The 20,820-nt window shown below is 60.9% G+C and carries 16 protein-coding genes; 10 read left to right on the top strand and 6 right to left on the bottom strand.

The features are described from left to right. Positions 1-90: 90 nt before the first annotated feature. From ACX3YF_RS09850 to ACX3YF_RS09810, 9 genes are all read left to right on the top strand, one after another. Positions 91-1,773, top strand: a complete 1,683-nt coding sequence (locus tag ACX3YF_RS09850) for a flavin monoamine oxidase family protein (protein WP_047534184.1) — start codon at positions 91-93, stop codon at positions 1,771-1,773. A gap of 12 nt (positions 1,774-1,785) precedes the next feature. Beyond that, the gene (locus ACX3YF_RS09845; RefSeq protein WP_458973683.1) at positions 1,786-2,580 is read left to right on the top strand and encodes a carbon-nitrogen hydrolase family protein; all 795 of its coding nucleotides are present in this window, start codon (positions 1,786-1,788) and stop codon (positions 2,578-2,580) included. A 38-nt stretch (positions 2,581-2,618) separates the two neighbouring features. Continuing rightward, complete coding sequence (gene pqqF / locus ACX3YF_RS09840; RefSeq protein ID WP_458973682.1) at positions 2,619-5,039, top strand: pyrroloquinoline quinone biosynthesis protein PqqF; 2,421 nt, start codon at positions 2,619-2,621, stop codon at positions 5,037-5,039. A gap of 155 nt (positions 5,040-5,194) precedes the next feature. Next, the gene (gene pqqA, locus ACX3YF_RS09835) at positions 5,195-5,269 is read left to right on the top strand and encodes a pyrroloquinoline quinone precursor peptide PqqA (RefSeq protein WP_009045898.1); all 75 of its coding nucleotides are present in this window, start codon (positions 5,195-5,197) and stop codon (positions 5,267-5,269) included. 86 nt (positions 5,270-5,355) lie between these two features. Continuing rightward, positions 5,356-6,267, top strand: coding sequence for a pyrroloquinoline quinone biosynthesis protein PqqB (gene pqqB / locus ACX3YF_RS09830; RefSeq protein WP_047534191.1), 912 nt, complete (start codon positions 5,356-5,358; stop codon positions 6,265-6,267). 139 nt (positions 6,268-6,406) lie between these two features. Continuing rightward, positions 6,407-7,159, top strand: a complete 753-nt coding sequence (gene pqqC, locus ACX3YF_RS09825; RefSeq protein WP_448647505.1) for a pyrroloquinoline-quinone synthase PqqC — start codon at positions 6,407-6,409, stop codon at positions 7,157-7,159. Then, positions 7,156-7,431, top strand: coding sequence for a pyrroloquinoline quinone biosynthesis peptide chaperone PqqD (gene pqqD / locus ACX3YF_RS09820; protein ID WP_021784513.1), 276 nt, complete (start codon positions 7,156-7,158; stop codon positions 7,429-7,431). The genes pqqC and pqqD overlap by 4 nt, the downstream gene beginning before the upstream one ends. A 7-nt stretch (positions 7,432-7,438) precedes the next feature. Continuing rightward, positions 7,439-8,575 (top strand): pyrroloquinoline quinone biosynthesis protein PqqE, encoded by a 1,137-nt coding sequence (gene pqqE, locus ACX3YF_RS09815; RefSeq protein ID WP_448647749.1) that lies wholly within the window; start codon positions 7,439-7,441, stop codon positions 8,573-8,575. Continuing rightward, complete coding sequence (locus ACX3YF_RS09810) at positions 8,541-10,367, top strand: S9 family peptidase (protein ID WP_458973681.1); 1,827 nt, start codon at positions 8,541-8,543, stop codon at positions 10,365-10,367. The genes pqqE and ACX3YF_RS09810 overlap by 35 nt, the downstream gene beginning before the upstream one ends. A 103-nt stretch (positions 10,368-10,470) precedes the next feature. Here ACX3YF_RS09810 and ACX3YF_RS09805 read toward each other — a convergent pair whose 3' ends face one another. Both ACX3YF_RS09805 and ACX3YF_RS09800 read right to left on the bottom strand, forming a co-directional pair. Continuing rightward, entirely contained in the window at positions 10,471-10,629 is a 159-nt protein-coding gene (locus ACX3YF_RS09805; protein ID WP_003228885.1) for a YqaE/Pmp3 family membrane protein, read from the bottom strand. Positions 10,630-10,838: 209 nt separating this feature from the next. After that, positions 10,839-12,122 (bottom strand): aspartate aminotransferase family protein, encoded by a 1,284-nt coding sequence (locus tag ACX3YF_RS09800; protein WP_448647507.1) that lies wholly within the window; start codon positions 12,120-12,122, stop codon positions 10,839-10,841. Between the two features lie 169 nt (positions 12,123-12,291). Between ACX3YF_RS09800 and ACX3YF_RS09795 the strand changes: the two genes are divergently transcribed. Then, the gene (locus ACX3YF_RS09795) at positions 12,292-13,221 is read left to right on the top strand and encodes a LysR family transcriptional regulator (RefSeq protein ID WP_448647508.1); all 930 of its coding nucleotides are present in this window, start codon (positions 12,292-12,294) and stop codon (positions 13,219-13,221) included. Between the two features lie 227 nt (positions 13,222-13,448). On the opposite strand, the gene ACX3YF_RS09790 is transcribed toward ACX3YF_RS09795, so the two are convergent. From ACX3YF_RS09790 to ACX3YF_RS09775, 4 genes are all read right to left on the bottom strand, one after another. Further along, positions 13,449-15,227: an acyl-CoA dehydrogenase C-terminal domain-containing protein gene (locus ACX3YF_RS09790; protein WP_130210242.1), complete on the bottom strand. Its 1,779-nt coding sequence runs from the start codon at positions 15,225-15,227 to the stop codon at positions 13,449-13,451. A 188-nt stretch (positions 15,228-15,415) separates the two neighbouring features. Continuing rightward, positions 15,416-17,212, bottom strand: coding sequence for an acyl-CoA dehydrogenase C-terminal domain-containing protein (locus ACX3YF_RS09785; RefSeq protein WP_458973680.1), 1,797 nt, complete (start codon positions 17,210-17,212; stop codon positions 15,416-15,418). A gap of 86 nt (positions 17,213-17,298) precedes the next feature. Then, the gene (locus tag ACX3YF_RS09780) at positions 17,299-18,591 is read right to left on the bottom strand and encodes a GGDEF domain-containing protein (protein WP_448647509.1); all 1,293 of its coding nucleotides are present in this window, start codon (positions 18,589-18,591) and stop codon (positions 17,299-17,301) included. Between the two features lie 253 nt (positions 18,592-18,844). Then, entirely contained in the window at positions 18,845-20,650 is a 1,806-nt protein-coding gene (locus tag ACX3YF_RS09775) for a phenylacyl-CoA dehydrogenase (RefSeq protein ID WP_130210236.1), read from the bottom strand. Positions 20,651-20,820 lie beyond the last annotated feature (170 nt).

Below are 20,820 nucleotides of genomic sequence, written 5' to 3'. Positions count from 1 at the left end.
TATTAACGTGTTCCACGCTCTCTAGAATGGCCGGCATCTTTTCCTATACTCAGACGCGCACCCCGCGTCCGGACGCCAGTAAGGTCAGCCATGAACAAGAACAATCGCCACCCTGCAGACGGTAAAAAACCAGTCACCATTTTCGGCCCGGACTTTCCTTTCGCCTTCGACGACTGGATCGAACACCCGGCCGGGCTGGGCAGCATTCCCGAGCATAACCATGGTGCCGAAGTGGCGATCGTCGGTGCCGGCATCGCCGGACTGGTGGCGGCTTATGAACTGATGAAACTCGGCCTCAAGCCAGTGGTTTACGAAGCGTCGAAGATGGGCGGTCGCCTGCGCTCCCAGACCTTCAACGGCACCGATGGCATCGTCGCCGAACTGGGCGGCATGCGCTTCCCGGTGTCGTCCACCGCGTTCTACCACTATGTCGACAAACTCGGTCTTGAGACCAAACCCTTCCCCAACCCGTTGACGCCGGCCTCGGGCAGCACCGTGATCGACCTGGAAGGCCAAACCCATTACGCACAGAAACTGGCGGATCTTCCTGCACTGTTCCAGGAAGTCGCTGACGCCTGGGCCGATGCATTGGAAGACGGCTCGCGCTTCGGCGAAATCCAGCAGGCCATTCGCGACCGCGACGTGCCACGTCTCAAGGAACTGTGGAATACCCTGGTGCCGCTGTGGGACGACCGCACGTTCTACGACTTCGTCGCCACGTCCAAGGCATTCGCCAAGTTGTCGTTCCATCACCGTGAAGTGTTCGGCCAGGTTGGTTTCGGTACCGGTGGCTGGGACTCCGACTTCCCGAACTCGATGCTGGAAATCTTCCGTGTGGTGATGACCAACTGCGACGACCACCAGCACCTGGTGGTCGGTGGTGTCGAGCAAGTACCGCAAGGGATCTGGCGTCATGTGCCGGAACGTTGCGTGCACTGGCCTGAAGGCACCAGCCTTAAATCGTTGCACCGGGGCGCCCCGCGCTCCGGCGTGAAAAAAATCGCCCACGCCCCCGGCGGCCGTTTTGCGGTGACCGACAACAACGGCGACACCCGCGAATATGCCGCAGTGCTGACCACCTGCCAGAGCTGGCTGCTGACCACCCAGATCGAATGCGACGAAACCCTGTTCTCGCAAAAGATGTGGATGGCCCTGGACCGTACCCGCTACATGCAATCGTCGAAGACCTTCGTGATGGTCGACCGTCCGTTCTGGAAGGACAAGGACCCGGAAACCGGCCGCGACCTGATGAGCATGACCCTCACCGATCGCCTGACCCGTGGCACCTACCTGTTCGACAACGGCGACGACAAGCCGGGGGTGATTTGCCTGTCGTACTCGTGGATGAGCGATGCGCTGAAAATGCTCCCGCACCCGGTGGAAAAACGCGTGAAGCTGGCACTGGATGCGCTGAAAAAGATCTACCCGAAAGTCGACATCGCCGCGCGCATCATCGGCGACCCGATCACTGTGTCCTGGGAAGCCGACCCACACTTCCTCGGTGCCTTCAAAGGCGCCCTGCCCGGCCACTACCGCTACAACCAGCGCATGTACGCGCACTTCATGCAGGAAGACATGCCAGCAGAACAGCGCGGGATTTTCATTGCCGGTGACGATGTTTCGTGGACGCCGGCCTGGGTCGAAGGCGCCGTGCAGACGTCGCTCAACGCGGTATGGGGCATCATGAAACACTTCGGCGGTGCAACTCACGCCGAGAATCCGGGTCCAGGTGATGTGTTCAACGAGATCGGACCGATCGCCCTGCCCGAGTAAGAGGAATCCGAAATGCGCGTAGCCCTTTACCAATGTTCACCGTTGCCCCTGGATGTCGCGGGCAACCTGCAACGCTTGCACCAGCTTGCGCTGGAGGCCAAAGGCGCCGATGTGCTGGTGCTGCCGGAGATGTTCCTGACCGGCTACAACATCGGCGTCGATGCCGTCCGCGTGCTGGCGGAGGTGTACAACGGTGAGTCGGCGCAACAGGTCGCGCGCATCGCCAAGGCGGCCGGGATCGCCATTTTGTATGGCTATCCCGAACGCACCGAGGACGGGCAGATCTACAACGCCGTGCAGTTGATTGATGCCAATGGCGAACGCCTGTGCAACTACCGCAAGACGCACCTGTTCGGCGACCTCGACCGCTCGATGTTCAGCCCCGGCACTGACGATTTTCCGGTCGTTGAACTCAACGGCTGGAAGCTCGGCTTTCTGATCTGCTACGACCTGGAGTTCCCCGAAAATGCCCGGCGCCTGGCTCTCGAAGGCGCCGAGCTGATCCTGGTGCCGACGGCGAACATGATTCCCTTCGATTTCATCGCGGACGTCACCGTCCGCGCCCGCGCTTTCGAAAACCAGTGTTACGTGGCCTACGCCAACTACTGCGGGCACGAAGGCGACATCCACTACTGCGGCCAGAGCAGCATCGCCGCACCGGACGGCAGCCGCATCGCCCAGGCTGGCCTTGATGAGGCATTGATCGTCGGTGAGCTGGATCGTCAGTTGATGGTCGATTCCCGTGCCGCCAATCGCTACCTCCTCGATCGCCGCCCCGAGCTTTACGGCGCGCTGAACAAGCACTAATCCGCTAGCATTGGCACTTCACTGTTCTGGAAGTGCCCATGCCTGCGCCGAATCACCCTCGCCCCCCTTCTGAAACCCTGGCCAACGGTCTGCGGGTGACGCTGCGTCATGCGCCGGATTTGAAGCGCTGCGCAGCGGCGTTGCGAGTCGCCGCGGGCAGCCACGATGTGCCGCTGGCCTGGCCCGGCCTGGCGCACTTTCTCGAGCATCTGCTGTTTCTGCACACCGAGCGTTTTCCTGCGGACCAGGGGTTGATGGCCTACGTCCAGGGTCATGGTGGGCAGGTCAACGCGCGCACCAATGAGCGCACCACCGACTACTTCTTCGAGTTGCCAACGCAGGCATTGGCCGGTGGGCTGGAGCGTCTGTCGGACATGCTCGCTCACCCGCGCATGAATCCGGATGATCAGCAGCGCGAAAGAGAAGTGCTGCAGGCCGAGTTTGTCGCCTGGTCCCAGGACGCCACGGCCCAACAGCAACTGGCGCTGTTCAACGGGCTGAGTGAAACGCACCCATTGCGCGGCTTTCACGCCGGTAACCGCGACAGCCTTCCGCTATTGCAGCCGGAGTTTCAGCACGCCTTGCAGGATTTTCATCAGCGCTTTTATCAAGCCGGACAGATGACGCTGAGCCTGGCGGGGCCGCAAAGTCTGGAAGAGTTGAAAGCGCTGGCCCAGGCTTTCGCTGATGCCATACCCGCAGGCAAAGCGATCATCCAACAAGCGCCTGCGCCGCTGATGAGCACTGCCGACAACAGTTATCAACAGGTGGACGCCCAGCGCCTGCATCAGTTGTTCGCCCTCGAAGCACTGCCCGACTCATCGGCTGACGCATTGGCGTTCCTGTGCCATTGGCTCAACAGCGCCAAGCCCGGCGGGCTGTTGGCCGGTTTACGCGACCGGGGCTGGGCCACCCACCTGAAAGCGGCGCCGCTGTATCAATTCGCCGGGCAAGCCTTGCTGCATATTGAATTCACGCTGAGTACCGGTGCGCCTTCAACGGCGATTCGCGAGCAGTTGCTGGATTGGCTGGGCTTTTTCGCCCGGCAAGACTGGAACGCCTTGAGCACCGAATACACGACCCTGCTGCAACGCCAGCAGCAAATCAGCACAGCCCTGCAACTGGCCCGACTGGACAGCGAACAACTCGAAGCCGGGTTATCCGAACAGGGGGCGACAGCCCTCAGGCACGTGCTGAATCAAATCGGCGCTGTGGATAACTTCAGCGGTCAATGGCAACTGCCGACACCCAACCCCTTCCTGCGCTCCGATGCACCGGCCCCCAACGCCGGCCTGATTCGTGGCCAGACCAGCGCTCACCGTGGCCTGCGCACCTTTGCCCAGGATCGCTCGCGCACTCGTCGCGAACGCTCGCCCATGCAGTTCAGCCAGGCGTTGTCGGACAGCGGTGCACAAGGGGCGGTGTATCTGCGTTGGCGTCTTGATGCGGCACCCGGCACTCTCCTGCAATCGGGGCTGGTCAATTATCTGCAACCATTGCGCGAAGAGGCGCGGCAGGCGGGTGTGGATGTCTCGTTCAACGCCTCGGGTAATGAATGGTTGCTGAAGATGACCGGACTGCAGGAGCCAATGCCCGTTGTACTGGAGCATGTGCTGAAAGCGCTGGCGAAACCTGAAATCGACGGTTCGCAGGATGAATCAGCGTTGATGCCCATTCGGCAGCTGCTCAAAGCGCTGCCCGGTTGCTGCCTCGAACCGTGCGCACGCTCGGATGACCTGCAACAACTCTGGTCAGGCGCCCGCTGGGATGGCCTGGCGATAGGTCTGTCGGCGCAGACCCAAGCGGCCATGGGCCTGGCTTTGAGCCGCATCCCCGGCACGCCGGACAGTCAGCTGACACCGCCGCCATCGAGCCAGTGGCAATCTCTGTGGAGCACCATCGATACCGGCACCAGCGAACACGCGTTGCTGCTGTTCTGCCCATCCGCGAGCGAAGCGATCGCTGACGAAGCCGCGTGGCGCCTGCTGGCACACGTCTGCCAGACGCCGTTCTACCAGCGCCTGCGGGTGGAATTGCAACTCGGCTATGCGGTGTTCAGTGCCTTGCGCCAGATGCACGGGCAGACCGGACTGCTATTCGGTGTGCAATCGCCAAGTGTCGAGCCAGTCGAACTGCTGCAACACATCGAGCAGTTCCTGGACGGGTTACCGCCGATGATCCGAGACATCGATGACGAGAGCTTCATCGCCCTGCGCCAGACCCTGGCCGACCAATTCGCCAGTACGGTATTGCCCGACGCCCAAGCGGCCGAACTGCTGTGGCAAGGCAAACTGGCGGGCCGCTCGTCGGATTATCTGAGTCAACTGCCCCAGGCAATTCTGCTGGTTGATCGACCGACACTCATCGCCGCTGCCCAACGCCTGAAACAGGCCGAAGGCGGCTGGCGCTGCCTGTCCAACGGGAGTTGCCCCGGTTCGCCCTGGCAAGTGACAAAATGATCGTTACTGAGGCCGCAATTAACTTTCTCGAACATTTGCGGCCAATTATTGTGAAATTTTAAGTAACATAGCTGCCTAACTATCTGAACATCTCCCGTTGGAGGTGGACTATATGTATAGATCTCAACTGTCCCATCACCTGAAGGAGCGCTCCCATGTCCTGGTCCAAACCTGCTTACACCGACCTGCGTATCGGCTTTGAAGTCACCATGTACTTCGCCAGCCGTTGAGTCCTGCCGCCAGGCAGAACATGCGGTCCAACGCCTCGGTTTGCCGAGGCGTTTTTATTTTCAGCTGTTGAATGATTGGAGCCTCCATGTTTGTCCAGATCCTGGGATCCGCCGCTGGCGGCGGTTTCCCCCAATGGAACTGCAACTGCGCGAACTGCGCAGGTTTTCGCGACGGTAGCCTGAATGCCAGGGCGCGCACCCAATCGTCGATCGCGATTTCCGATGACGGGGTCAATTGGGTGCTGTGCAACACTTCGCCGGACATCCGCGCCCAGCTCCAGAGCTTCGCCCCGATGCAACCGGGCCGCGCCCTGCGTGATACCGGGATCGGCGCGATCATTCTGATGGACAGCCAGATCGACCACACCACCGGCCTGCTCATGCTGCGTGAAGGGTGTCCGCATCAGGTCTGGTGCACGGACATGGTCCACGAAGACCTGAGCAGCGGTTTCCCGCTGTTCAACATGCTGACCCACTGGAATGGCGGCCTGACCTGGAACCGCATCGAACTCGATCAGAGCTTCAGCGTCCCGGCCTGCCCCAACCTGCGCTTCACCCCGCTGCCGCTGCGCAGTGCCGCGCCGCCCTACTCGCCCCATCGCTTCGACCCGCACCCGGGGGACAACATCGGCCTGATCGTTGAAGACATCAACACGGGCGGCAAACTGTTCTACGCACCGGGCCTGGGCAAGGTCGATGCGCCGTTGCTGGAGATCATGGCCGGCAGCGATTGCCTGCTGGTGGACGGCACGCTGTGGGACGACGACGAAATGCAGCGCCGTGGCGTCGGCACCCGCACCGGGCGGGAGATGGGTCACCTGGCGCAGAATGGCCCCGGCGGCATGCTCGAAGTACTGGAGCAACTGCCCACGCAGCGTAAAGTCCTTATCCACATCAACAACACCAACCCGATTCTCGATGAGGATTCGCCGCAGCGCGCGGAACTGGATCGGCGCCAGGTTGAAGTGGCGTATGACGGCATGAGTATTGTTTTGTAAGTAGCCGAGACCGCTGCGCGGTCCATCGCCAGCAGGCTGGCTCCCACAGAGGGAACGCGATCACTGTGGGAGCCAGCCTGCTGGCGATGAGGCCGGTGCAGACACCACAGAATCCATCGGTTGCCCCCGGAGAACCGCAATGACCGACACCCCGATGTCCCCCGCCGAATTCGAAGCCGCCCTGCGCGCCAAGGGGGCCTATTACCACATCCATCACCCGTACCACGTGGCGATGTATGAAGGCCGGGCGACCCGCGAGCAGATTCAGGGCTGGGTCGCCAATCGCTTTTATTATCAGGTGAACATCCCGCTCAAGGACGCCGCCATTCTGGCCAACTGCCCGGATCGCGAAATCCGCCGTGAGTGGATTCAACGCCTGCTCGACCATGACGGTGCGCCCGGCGAGGACGGCGGCATCGAAGCCTGGCTGCGCCTCGGTCAGGCCGTCGGCCTCGACCCGGATCAACTGCGTTCCCAGGAACTGGTGCTGCCCGGCGTGCGTTTTGCCGTGGATGCCTACGTCAACTTCGCCCGCCGCGCCAGTTGGCAGGAAGCCGCCAGCAGCTCGCTGACCGAACTGTTCGCGCCGCAGATCCACCAGTCGCGCCTGGACAGCTGGCCGCAGCATTACCCGTGGATCGACCCGGCCGGCTACGAGTATTTCCGCACGCGCCTGGGTCAGGCGCGACGCGATGTCGAACACGGCTTGGCCATCACCTTGCAGCACTACACAACGCGCGAGGGCCAGGAGCGCATGCTGGAAATTCTCCAGTTCAAACTGGACATTCTTTGGAGCATGCTCGATGCCATGAGCATGGCTTACGAACTCAAGCGTCCGCCGTATCACAGCGTGACCGAACAACGGGTCTGGCATAAAGGAATCACCTTATGAGTTTCGATCGCAGCAAGACCCCGACCTGGCGGCCCGGCTACCGCTTCCAGTACGAACCGGCGCAGAAAGGCCACGTGCTGCTGTACCCCGAAGGCATGATCAAACTCAATGAAAGCGCCGCGCTGATCGGTGGCTTGATCGATGGTCAGCGCGATGTCGCGGCGATCATCAATGAGCTCGACAAGCAGTTCCCCGGCGTGCCCGAGCTCGGTGACGACATCGAGCAATTCATGGAGGTTGCCCGTGCGCAGCACTGGATCGAACTTGCCTGAGTCGTCGGTGCAAGTACCGCCCACACCCGAAATCGGCCTGCCGCTGTGGCTGCTGGCCGAGCTGACCTACCGCTGCCCGCTGCAATGCCCGTACTGCTCGAACCCTCTCGACTTCGCCGAACAAGGCAAGGAGCTGAGCACCGAGCAGTGGATCAAGGTGTTTCGCGAGGCCCGGGAGATGGGCGCGGCGCAACTGGGCTTTTCCGGCGGCGAACCGCTGGTGCGCCAGGACCTCGCCGAGCTGATTGCCGAGGCGCGCAAGCTGGGCTTCTACACCAACCTGATCACCTCCGGCATCGGTCTGACCGAGCAGAAGATCAGCGACTTCAAAAAGGCCGGTCTCGATCACATCCAGATCAGCTTCCAGGCCAGCGACGAGCAGGTGAATAACCTGCTGGCCGGGTCGAAAAAGGCCTTCGCGCAGAAGCTCGAAATGGCCCGCGCGGTAAAGGCCCACGGTTATCCGATGGTGCTCAACTTCGTGACCCATCGGCACAACATCGACCAGATCGACCGCATCATCGAGCTGTGCATTGCGCTGGAAGCGGACTTCGTCGAACTCGCCACGTGCCAGTTCTACGGCTGGGCACAGCTCAACCGCGTCGGCCTGTTGCCGACCAAAGAGCAACTGGTACGCGCCGAACGCATCACCAACGAATACCGGGCAAAACTCGAAGCCGAAGGTCATCCGTGCAAGCTGATTTTCGTCACCCCGGACTATTACGAAGAACGCCCGAAAGCCTGCATGAACGGCTGGGGCAGTATTTTTCTGACGGTCACCCCGGACGGAACCGCACTGCCCTGTCACGGCGCCCGACAGCTGCCGGTGCAATTTCCCAACGTGCGCGACCACAGCATGCAGCACATCTGGTACGACTCGTTCGGCTTCAACCGCTTTCGCGGCTACGACTGGATGCCTGAGCCCTGCCGCTCCTGCGACGAGAAAGAAAAGGACTTCGGCGGCTGTCGCTGCCAGGCGTTCATGCTCACCGGTGATGCAAGCAACGCCGACCCGGTGTGCAGCAAATCGCACCATCACGGCGTGATCCTCCAGGCCCGCGAAGAAGCCGGGCACGCCACCCAGACCATCGACCAACTGGCCTTTCGCAATGAACGAAACTCACGCCTCATCGCCAAAAGCTGAACCCTTCAGCGCGGCCAACGCCGTCGCCGCCGGTATCGACTTTGCCGAGCTACAGGCCGGCGCCAACGGTCTGTTCTGGAACGAATACCGCCCGGAAGATGGCGCCTGCCGAATCTGGCACTGGCGCGATGGCACGGCGAAATGTCTGACGCCACCAGGGTTCAGTGTTCGCAGTCGGGTGTACGAATATGGCGGTGGTGCGTTTTGTCTGACTGACGATGGCGTCGTTTTCGTCAACGAGGCCGACCAGCAGCTGTATCGGCAATCGCTGCTGGATGAGTCGCCCGAATTGCTGACATCAGGGGAGTGCCGTTATGGCGATCTTCAGTTCGCCAAGGGTCAAGTGCTGGCGGTAGAAGAGAACCGCGACCGACATCGCTTGGTGGCGATTGATCTGGCGGACGGCGGACGGCATTTGCTGGCCGAGGGTGCGGACTTTTACGCGGCACCAACGCTGAGCCCGGATGCCCGTCGCCTGGCCTGGGTCGAGTGGAATCGCCCGCATCAGCCCTGGACGGCGACGCGCCTGATGGTCGCCGAACGCCAGCCCGATGGCGGGTTTGCACCGCCCCGTTGCGTCGCCGGTGACGACGCTCAAGAGTCCCTGCAACAACCACGATTTGACGACAGCGGGCGCTTGTTTTGCCTGACCGATCGCGGCGGTTTCTGGCAACCCTGGGAGGAATCCACCGAGGGGTTGAGCCCGTTACCCAGTGCCGCTGCCGATCATGGTCCCGCGCCCTGGCAACTCGGTGGCTGCACCTGGCTGCCGCTGGGCGAGGCCGGTTATCTGGCCACTTGGACGCAAGAAGGTTTTGGCCGATTGGCGGTGTGTGGCGACAACAACGAGGACTTCACGGGCGAATACAGCCGCTTCCGTCATCTCGCTGTGGATAACCAGTTCATCTACTGCATCGCGGCATCGCCGATCAGTTCGTCAGCGGTGATCGCCATCGACCGCCAGACCCGCGAGGTGAAGAAGCTCGCCGGCGGCATCACACCGCTACCTGCCGAGCAGATCAGCCTTCCACAAACCCTGCGTTACCCGAGTGGTTCGGGCGAGGCTCACGGCTTCTTCTACCCGGCGATGACGGGCGAGGCCAAACCGCCGCTGGTGGTGTTCATCCACGGTGGCCCGACATCGGCGTGCTACCCGATGCTCGATCCGCGCATTCAGTACTGGGCGCAACGGGGTTTCGCCGTGGCCGATCTCAACTACCGCGGCAGCAGCGGCTATGGGCGAGCCTATCGCCAGGCCCTGCATTTGAGCTGGGGCGACGTCGACGTCGAAGACGCTTGCGCAGTGACCAGTCACCTCGTCGAACGTGGATTGATCGACGGCGACAGAGCGTTCATCCGTGGCGGCAGTGCCGGCGGTTACACCACGCTGTGCGCACTGGCGTTCCACAAGGTCTTCCGCGCCGGCGCCAGCCTCTACGGGGTCAGCGATCCTGTCGCCCTGGGCCGGGCGACCCACAAGTTCGAGGGGGATTATCTGGACTGGCTGATCGGTGATCCGGTGCAAGACGCCGAGCGCTATGCCGCACGGACGCCATTACTGCATGCGGGCAACATCAGCGTGCCCGTGATCTTCTTTCAGGGCGAACTGGATGCGGTGGTGGTGCCGGAGCAAACCCGCGAGATGGTCACAGCGCTGCAGAACAACGGCATAGCCGTCGAAGCCCATTACTACGCGGACGAACGTCATGGCTTTCGCAAGGCCGGCAATCAGGCCCATGCGCTGGAACAGGAGTGGTTGTTTTATCGAAAGGTGATGGAGCAGGTGGGCTGAACACAGCAATCAATAAAGATCCCAAGTGCCCCATTCGCGAGCAGGCTCGCTCCCCTGTGGGAGCGAGCCTGCTCGCGAAAGCGATCTGCCAGGCGCAGCAAACTCAACGTTTGGCGATGATGTACACCGCATGCACGATTCCTGGAATGTAACCGCACAACGTCAGCAGAATGTTCAGCCAGAACGCCCCGCCAAACCCGACTTGCAGAAACACGCCCAGCGGCGGCAACAGAATGGCGATGATGATGCGAATGAAATCCATGGGGTCAGCTCCTGATTGAAGTCGGCTCATGCGAGCCTCACACACAATCGACCCGCGCCGCTGGTCAGGGTTCACTGTCGATATGCTTGAGCATCAAAGTGCCATAGAGAATGACGCCCACAAAAAAAACGCCCCACGCCAAAAAAATCCAGCGTGGGGCGTGCGTTATACCGCGAGACGGTTCGGGGATTCGTGCAGGGTGTGTCTGATCAGACGGCGATCCCTTTGCGGCACTGCAACTGGGCGGTGCGTACACGGGAGAAGGCGCGGGCCAGTCGCAGGAGCATTTCGTCGATGTTGGCTTTGCTGACATTCAGCGCCGGTGTGAAGCGCAGGCAGTCGGGTTGCGGGGCGTTGAGCAACAGGCCTTCGTAAAGTGCAGCCTTGACCACGGCGTCGGCGGAATCATCGGACAGGGTCAGCCCCCAGAGCAGGCCTTGACCGCGTAACTCGCCGTGGCCATAACGGCGCGCCAGACGCTGCAGTCCTTCACGCAGATGCTGGGCACTTTGCCCGACATGCTCGAGAAATCCCTTGTCGTGCACGCTGTCGAGCACGGAGAGCCCCGCCGCTGTCATCAAGGCATTGCCGTGATGAGTGCCGGTGATTTCACCGGTTTCAAAACAGCAGGCCTTGCCCCGCGCCAGCAACGCCGCCACGGGCACGCCACCGCCCAGCCCTTTGCCGAGCACAACGATATCCGCCCGCACGCTGTAGGACTGTTCGGCAAGCAAGGTGCCGCAGCGCCCGATGCCGGTTTGCACTTCGTCGAGGATCAACAGGATGCCGAGTTCACGACACAGGCGCTCGACGCCTTTGAGGTAATGCGCGGTCGCCGGTATCACGCCGGCTTCGCTCTGGATCGGCTCGAGCATGATGGCGACGGTGCGCTCATCCACGGCCGCATGCAGCGCTGGAAGATCGTTGAACGGAACGTGACTGAAGCCCGGCAGCTGCGGCTCGAATCGATTGACCTGCGCCGAACTGTCTGACGCGGAGATCGTCGCCAGACTGCGACCATGACAGCCGTTATTGGCGACGATGATCCGCGAAGCGCCGCCGCGATGCTGTTGGCCCCATTTGCGCGCCAGCTTGATCGCCGCCTCACAGGCTTCGCTGCCACTATTGAGCAGGTAGGCCTGGTCGCTGCCGGTGCTGACACACAGTCGCTCGGCGAGGTTCAGCATGCCGCGGTTATGCAACCCGAAACCGGGGTTGATCAGTGTTTGTGCCTGCGTCGCGATGGCATTGACCAGCGCCTTGGGGCTGTGTCCAAGGCTGTTGGCGCCACCACCTTGGGAGAAATCCAGATAAGCCCGGTCATCGTTGTCCCACAACCAAGAACCCTGGCCTCGGACAAAAACCTGTTTCGGTCGCTCGACACTGGGCATCAGGCACTCACTGGAAAGGTTGTCGCCCCTGGACTGAAAGGAAGCGTGCGCCACTAGATCATCAAGGCTCGGTGAGTGACGACGCAGACTGAACAAATTCATCCGTTCAATCTCCGTTTTGGATTTTTTGCCTTACCTATGTCAACACCATCGAAGCAAACGGTAATCATCGCGCTTTGTGGCCCTGTAAGCCTTGTGAATGCGGTTAGACTAGGCTCAGGCAAGGCCTTTGGCCATTTCGATTTCTCAACATTTTCGATAAGTATTACTTATGGATTTTAAACAACTGCGTTATTTCGTCGCGGTCTACGAAGAGGGCCATGTGGGCCGTGCCGCCGAGCGGCTGTCCATCTCTCAACCGGCGCTGTCCCAGCAGATCCGGCAACTCGAACAAACGCTGGACGTGACCCTGTTCGAACGCAGCAGCAAACGACTGTTGCCGACGCTGGCGGCACATACCCTGTACAACCACGCCTTGCCCCTGCTTGATGGCTTGCAACGGGCGCGCGAGGCGCTGGGCAATTTCAAGGGGCAAGCGCTGCGCACACTGGCGATTGGCGTTTTGCAGACCGTGCATACCAGCCTGGTGCCGCAGATGCTCGAACGGGTGCGCAAGGCGCAACCGCATCTGGTGGTGCAGATCTATGAGTTGACGGGCCTGGAAGTCGAGCGACGCCTGCTCAATGGCTCGCTGGACATCGGCATCAGCTACCTGCCGCCCCGGCAACCCGGGTTGCACGGCGTGATGCTGTACGAAGATGAACTGACGCTGGTGATCCCGACGGACCATCCGCTGCGGGAATTCAAGAAGGTATCCATGAGCCAGGCCGCCGAGTTGCCCATGTTGCTGCTGGGCGAGGAGTTTCAAGTGCGGCAGATCTGGCAAACGCAACTGGCCAGCATGGGGAGACGACCGCAGGTACAAGCCGAACTGAACAACATGGCGGGGATTCTCGACAGCCTGCCGCACACGCGATTGGCGACGGTACTGCCTGGGCGCTCGCAAAAAGCCCACGGCAGCAAAGACCTGTTGTGGAAGCCCCTGAGTGAACCCCGGGTACCGCTGAAAATCGGACTGGTGTGTCGGGATGTGCAACGGCAACAGGCCTCGATGGCATTGTTGCGAACATTGCTGGAGGAGGTGATAAATCGACCGGACGAGCGCTTGAACACCCCATCGGCACTGGATGGACTGAGCTGAGTACTTTTTTGCGGGCATAAGAAAACCCCGCCGAAGCGGGGCTTTGCAGACTGTTTCCCTGACATCCATTTCACTCCGCCGTCCTGGCAGAATCCTACGTGTCCGTGTTGTTGCTTTGCGCTTCCTGCGCTACGTCCATGTGAAGTAGATTAGCTGTGGATCCAATCTGCTTCTATGGGAGAAGTGCAGCACGTCGTGTAAGAGAATGCTTACATGACGTTACACCTTCAGAATTGCGCGGCATCCAGCAGGAACAGCGACTCGCTGCCAGCCTTCACCGACGCACTCAACGAGTGAATCCGCGGCAGCAGCCGGGCGAAGTAGAAACGTGCCGTGCCCAGCTTGCTGGCGTAGAAATCGTCCTGCGCTTCTTTGCCGAAAGCAGCCTTGGCCATCAGTGCCCACATGTAAGCGTAGGCGGTGTAGCCAAACACTTGCAGATATTCAACCGACGCGGCGCCGATTTCATTCGGGTTGTTTTTTGCCCGATCCAGCAACCACGCCGTCAGCTCATCGAGGGTCGTCACGGCATCGTTCAGCGGTTTGGTGAACTCCGCCAGGTCGGCGCTGGCCGTGGCGGTGAAATGACGAATCTCGTCAGCGAACAGTTTGTAGAACGCCCCGCCGCTGCCGACGATCTTGCGCCCGACCAGGTCCAGCGCCTGAATGCCGTTGGTGCCTTCGTAGATCTGGGTGATGCGCACGTCGCGCACCAGCTGCTCCTGGCCCCATTCGCGGATGTAGCCGTGGCCGCCGAAGATCTGCTGGCCATGTACGGTGGTTTCCAGACCCAGATCGGTCAGGAATGCCTTGGCCACCGGCGTCAGCAACGCCACCAGGTCCTCCGCACGCTTGCGGGTCGTGGCGTCTTCACTGAACTTGGCAGTGTCCAGTTGCATGGCCACGTAGGTCGAGAAAGCGCGGCCGCCTTCGTTCGATGCCTTCATGGTCAACAGCATGCGACGCACGTCCGGGTGGACGATGATCGGGTCGGCCACTTTGTCCTTGTTCTGCGCGCCGGTCGGCGAACGGCTTTGCAGGCGGTCACGGGCGTATTCGATGGCGTTCTGGTAGGAACGCTCGCCCGTGGCCAGGCCTTGAATACCAACCCCCAGACGCTCGTAGTTCATCATGGTGAACATCGCTGCCAGGCCTTTGTTCGGCTCGCCAACCAGATAACCCACGGCTTCGTCGAAGTTCATCACACAGGTCGCGGACGCCTGGATGCCCATCTTGTGTTCGATCGAACCGCAGTTGGCCGGGTTGCGCGCGCCCAGGCTGCCATCGGCATTGACCATGAACTTCGGCACCAGGAACAGCGAGATGCCTTTCGGTCCCGCCGGGGCATCCGGCAGTTTGGCCAGCACCAGGTGAATGATGTTCTCGGTCAGGTCGTGTTCGCCGCCGGTGATGAAGATCTTGGTGCCGCTGACCTTGTAGGAACCGTCGGCCTGAGGTTCGGCCTTGGTGCGGATGATGCCCAGGTCGGTACCGGCATGCGGTTCGGTCAGGCACATGGAACCGGCCCAGACACCGGCGTACATGTTCGGCAGGTAGGCGGCTTTCAGTTCTTCGCTGGCGTGGGCATTGATCGACAGACAGGCACCGGCCGTCAGCATCGGGTACAGACCGAACGCCAGGCTGGCAGAGTTGACCATTTCTTCGACCTGGGCCGAAACGGCCTTGGGCATGCCCATGCCACCGTAGGACGGGTCACCGCCGACACCGACCCATCCGCCCTCGGCGTAGGTCTGATAAGCCTCCGTGAAGCCGGCCGGCGTGGTGACGGCACCGTCCGCCCAGTGGCAACCTTCTTCATCAGCGGCACGGCTCAGGGGCGCGATGCTTTTGCTGGTGACCTTGCCGGCTTCTTCAAGGATGGCCTCGACCGTTTCCGCGTCGACGGTTTCGGCCAACGCAGGCAGCTCGGCCCAGAGTTTGGCGACCTCGAAAACTTCATTGAGGACGAAACGCATATCGCGCAGGGGCGCTTTGTAGTCAGCCATGGCAAACCTCGCAAGATCTAAACGGGTGAATCGTAGGGGTAGTATTTTCGTTGTATCCGAGTGTAACCCAACAACTTTTGCGACACATAGGGTCAGGCGGTGACCGTTTTGTAATGTTTGGTCACTGAATCACGCACTCAAAAAAAAGCCCGCAATAACACGGGCTCCTTTGCCACTGGTTTTAAAGATTAAAGCGCAAACAACTCCGCCGGCAGCTGCATCAGGCAGTCGCTGCCCGCCTCGATCGCCGACCGATGAGCGGCTGTACGGGGCAGCAGGCGCTTGAAGTAAAACTCGCTGGTCGCCAGTTTGGCTTTGCAGAAATCCGCATCGCCACCGCCCGCTTCCAGCCGTGCCTGGGCCACCAGTGCCATGCGCAGCCACAAATAGCCAAGGATGATGTAGCCGCTGTACATCAGGTAATCCACCGACGCGGCCCCCACTTCATCGGGGTTTTTCATCGCCGCCATGCCGACCCTGGTCGTCAACTCGCCCCACTGCTGGTTCAGGCCACTGAGTTGCGCCACATAGCTGGCCAACTGCGGATGTTCAGCGTTCGCCGCGCAAAACTTGTGAACGATCCTGGTAAAGCCGCGCAACAGTTTGCCCTGGCTGCCCAGGACCTTGCGCCCCAGCAGGTCCAGCGCCTGAATGCCATTGGTGCCCTCGTAGATCGGCGCGATGCGGCAATCGCGCACCAGTTGCTCCATGCCCCATTCACGAATGAAGCCATGACCACCGAACACCTGCATGCCGAGGTTGGTCACTTCCAGGCCGGTGTCGGTCATGAAGGCCTTGCAGATCGGCGTCAGGAACGCCAGCAAGTCTTCAGCGTCCTGGCGCGCCGTTTCGTCCTTGCTCAGGTGTGCAACATCCAGCAATTGCGCCGTGAAGTAGGTCAGTGCGCGATTGCCTTCGTTGAAGGCCTTCATGGTCAGCAGCATCCGGCGCACGTCCGGATGGACGATGATCGGGTCGGCCGCTTTGTCCGGTGCTTTGGGGCCGGTGAGCGCGCGCATCTGCAAGCGCTCGTTGGCGTACTTGATCGCGCCCTGGAAACTCGCCTCCCCCAGGCACAAGCCCTGCATCCCGGTGCCCAGGCGCGCATGGTTCATCATGGTGAACATGCAGTTCAGGCCCTTGTTCGGCTCGCCGATCAGGAAGCCTCTGGCGCCGTCGAAGTTCAGCACACAGGTGGCCGACGCCTTGATGCCCATTTTGTGTTCGATGGAGCCGCAGGACACGCCGTTACGCTCGCCAGCCTCACCGGCCGTATCGGGCAGGAATTTGGGCACGATGAACAGCGAAATGCCCTTGGTGCCGGCCGGTGCGTCCGGCAGCTTCGCCAGTACCAGATGAACGATGTTGTCGCTCATGTCGTGTTCGCCGGCGGAGATGAAGATCTTGCTGCCGGAGATCGCGTAACTGCCATCGGCCTGCGGCACGGCGCGGGTCTTGATGATGCCCAGGTCCGTGCCGCAATGGGCTTCGGTCAGGCACATGGTGCCGGTCCATTGGCCGGCGGTGAGTTTGCTCAGGTAGGTCTGTTTCTGTTCGTCGGTGCCATGGGCGTGGATCGCTGACATGGCGCCGTGAGTCAGGCCGGGGTACATGCCCCAGGACGTGTTGCTCGACGCCACCATTTCGCTGATGACCAGGCCCAGAGAGCTCGGCAGACCCTGGCCGCCGTAGGCCGGATCGGCCGCCAGCCCGTGCCAGCCGCCTTCCACATACTGTGCGAAAGCCTGCTTGAAGCCTTTCGGTGTCGTCACGACGCCATTGTCGAAATGGCAGCCTTCTTCGTCACCGCTGCGGTTAAGTGGCGACAGCACGTTCTCGCAGAACTTCGCGCCCTCTTCAAGAATCGCACTGACCATGTCCGCACTGGCGTCAGTGGCCCCCAGCGCGGCGTAGTTGCTGTGAAAGTCGAAGACGTGGTCGATCAGAAAGCGCATGTCGCGCAGGGGAGCTTTGTACTCGGGCATGGTCATTTCTCCGGCAGCAGATGACTCAAACCTACTGCCGCCGACCACGCCTCACAATCACAGTCCAGACGCTGAATGCGCCATCATCACTCAACCGCAGCGGCGTCCATGCGCACCGCACCACGACGAGTCTGACCGAATGCCATGACACAGTTACGGCCTGCGCCCTTGGCGCTGTAGAGCGCCTGATCCGCGGATTTGAGCACTTCTTCAGGGGTGCGTTGTTCAATGCGCTCGGCGACGCCGATGCTCACCGTGACCGACACGCTCGTAGCATTGGCGCCCGAGCGGCGCTGGCGTCCCTGACTATCGTCCTGCGGACGGCTGTCCTGGTTACGCAGATGAATATTGTAGGTGGCGATGGATTCGCGGATGACCTCCAGGTGCGGCATGCACTCTTCGAGGGTCTTGCCGGCGAACACCAGGGCAAACTCCTCACCGCCATAGCGATACGCCTTGCCGCCCCCGCCGATTTTCGACAGTTTGCTGGCGACCAGTCGCAGCACCTGGTCACCGACATCATGGCCGTGGGTATCGTTGAATTTCTTGAAGTGGTCGACATCGCTCATGGCCAGCACGTAGTTGCGCCCCAGTCGCTGCATGCGCTCGTTCAAGGCACGACGCCCCGGCAGACCGGTGAGTTCATCGCGGAACGCCATTTGATAGGCCTCGTGCGCAACGGCGGCGGCGATCATCAGCATCACCTGGCTGCACATGATGTTCAGAGTGAATGGCAGGATGAAGGTCTTCGGCAACATCCAGAACAGTCCGAGCAAGCCCACCAGTTGCGCGGCGTGCAGCGGTCGCGGATTGCGCCAGTACTGATACACCAGCAGCAGGAACGAACCGATGAACACCGGGTAGGACAACTGGATCAGGCTCATCCAGGCACCGTGCAACGCCGGCCAGCGGATCTCCGACAGCCAGATCAACAGCGCATGCGGGTAACTTTGCTCCAGCCCCAACGCCACGCTGCCCACGGCCAGCAACACGGCGAAGCGCGCCACCATGTCCTGGAACAGATGAGTACGCTCCTGCCAGGCGGCGAATACGCCGAATAACAACGGCAATAGCAAGCAACACAAGTGGAAGACCACGGCCGCGTCATCGCGCACCTTGCCGTTGTCGCGGTAGTAGTCGGTCTGGGTGTCGAGCAGGTAGTAGGCGATGTACACCGTGACCATCAGAAACAGTTCACGCTGACGTCGGTACACCGCGCAGTAAGAACCGCCGAGCAACAGCACCAGGGTTGGCAGCACGTTGAACAGCGAAGTGAAGAAGACGTTCAGATCCTTGACGTAAGCCGCCGCAAGTCCCGCCAGCAATAGCAGTAATGACGGCAGGAAATGACTGAAACGTACAGCGGAAGAACGCGGCAAGGGTAAAGCTCCGACCGTCAAATCAAAAAAGATGGCAATGTGCCCACCACTTTAACGGCAAAATTCCCGGATTGCTGAGTGAATTACTGAGGTATTTTTGTAAAAAAGAGCATCACTGGCGACGAACGGTCTGCCAGTGACACAGGGGAAAGCCCCGACACGCTGGACGAGTCCCGCTGTCGCTTGAGCATTGCCGCAAAAAAAACCGCCAGTCCCGAAGGAATGGCGGTTCTTTACACGACAGCGTTAAGGCTTAGTAGCCCAGCGCGAAGTCTTCTTCTTTCATGTCCATCAGGTTATTGGCGCCCGACAGCATGGTTGCCACGTGAGTGCGGGTACGCGGCAGGATGCGCTGGAAGTAGAAACGCGCAGTCTGCAACTTGGCGGTGTAGAACGCCTGTTCGGTGGTGCCGGCAGCCAGTTTTTCCGCAGCCAGACGCGCCATGTCAGCCCAGAAGTAGGCCAGGCAGGCGTAACCGGAGTACATCAGGTAGTCCACGGAGGCCGCGCCGACTTCTTCGCGATCCTTCATGGCGGCCATACCGACCTTCATGGTCAGCTCGCCCCATTCCTTGTTCAGTGCAGCCAGCGGTGCGACGAATTCCTTGACGGCTTCGTTGCCTTCGTTGTTCTGGCAGAACTTGTGGACGATCTTGGTGAAGCCTTTCAGGGCCTCGCCTTGAGTCATCAGCACTTTACGGCCCAGCAGGTCGAGTGCCTGGATACCGGTGGTGCCTTCGTACAGCATCGAAATGCGGCTGTCGCGAACGTTCTGCTCCATGCCCCACTCGGCGATGAAACCGTGGCCGCCGTAGATTTGCACGCCGTGGTTGGCCGATTCGAAACCGACTTCGGTCATGAAGGCTTTGGCGATTGGCGTCATGAAGGCCAGCAGAGCGTCGGCTTTCTTCTTCTCTTCTTCGTCCACACCGTACTTGACGATGTCGACTTGCTTGGCGGTGAAGTACACCATCGCACGGTTGCCTTCGGCGAAGGCCTTCATGGTCAACAGCATGCGACGTACATCAGGGTGCACGATGATCGGGTCAGCGGCTTTGTCCGGCGCTTTCGGGCCAGTCAGCGAACGCATTTGCAGACGATCGCGAGCGTATTTCAGGCCGCCCTGGAAACCGATTTCGGCGTGGGCCAGACCTTGCAGCGCGGTACCCAGGCGTGCGGTGTTCATGAAGGTGAACATGCAGTTCAGGCCTTTGTTCGCCGGGCCGATCAGGAAACCGGTGGCCGCGTCGAAGTTCATCACGCAAGTGGCGTTGCCGTGGATGCCCATCTTGTGTTCCAGGGAACCACAGGACACCGCGTTACGCGCACCGATCGAACCGTCTTCGTTCGGCAGGAATTTCGGCACGATGAACAGCGAGATGCCTTTGGTGCCGGCCGGTGCATCCGGCAGACGGGCCAGCACGATGTGGACGATGTTATCGGCCATGTCGTGTTCACCGGCCGAGATGAAGATCTTGGTGCCGGACACTTTGTAGGAACCGTCGGCCTGAGGCTCGGCCTTGGTGCGCAACATGCCCAGGTCGGTGCCGCAGTGTGGTTCGGTCAGGCACATGGTGCCGGTCCATTCGCCGGACACCAGTTTGGTCAGGTAGGCGTGTTGTTGCTCTGGGGTGCCGTGCTCGGAGATGGTGTTCATCGCGCCATGGGACAGGCCCGGGTACATGCCCCACGACCAGTTGGCTTCGCCGACCATTTCGCTCACCGCCAGACCCAGGGACTCCGGCAGGCCCTGGCCACCGTGATCCACGTCGTGGGCCAGGCTTGGCCAGCCGCCTTCGACGAATTGCTTGTAGGCTTCTTTGAAACCGGTCGGGGTCTTAACGCCGGACTCGCTCCAGGTGCAGCCTTCGATGTCACCCACGCGATTCAGCGGAGCCAGCACCTGCTCACAAAACTTGGCGCCTTCTTCGAGAATGGCGTCAACCATGTCCGGAGTTGCGTCTGCGCAAGCCGGAAGGCTCTGATAGTGCGCTTCGTAGCCGAGCAGTTCGTCACGAACGAAGCGAATATCACGCAAGGGGGCCTTGTAGTCAGGCATAGCGATAAACCTCTGCTGATGTAACCGGGAATGAGCGACCGTGTCGATTTGTTGTGACGGTCAAACAGTTGTTTGAAACATACGTTTACGCCCAAATCTTGTCAAGCGCCGATCTTTTGCCGTTCGTCATCACTGTTCGGGAATGGCGGACGCACCGATGCGCAACGCCG

The organism is Pseudomonas fluorescens group sp. PF-69, assembly GCF_054481235.1.
The sequence above is the reverse complement of the archived record's forward strand: the minus strand, read 5'-3'. Positions and strand labels throughout refer to the sequence as shown.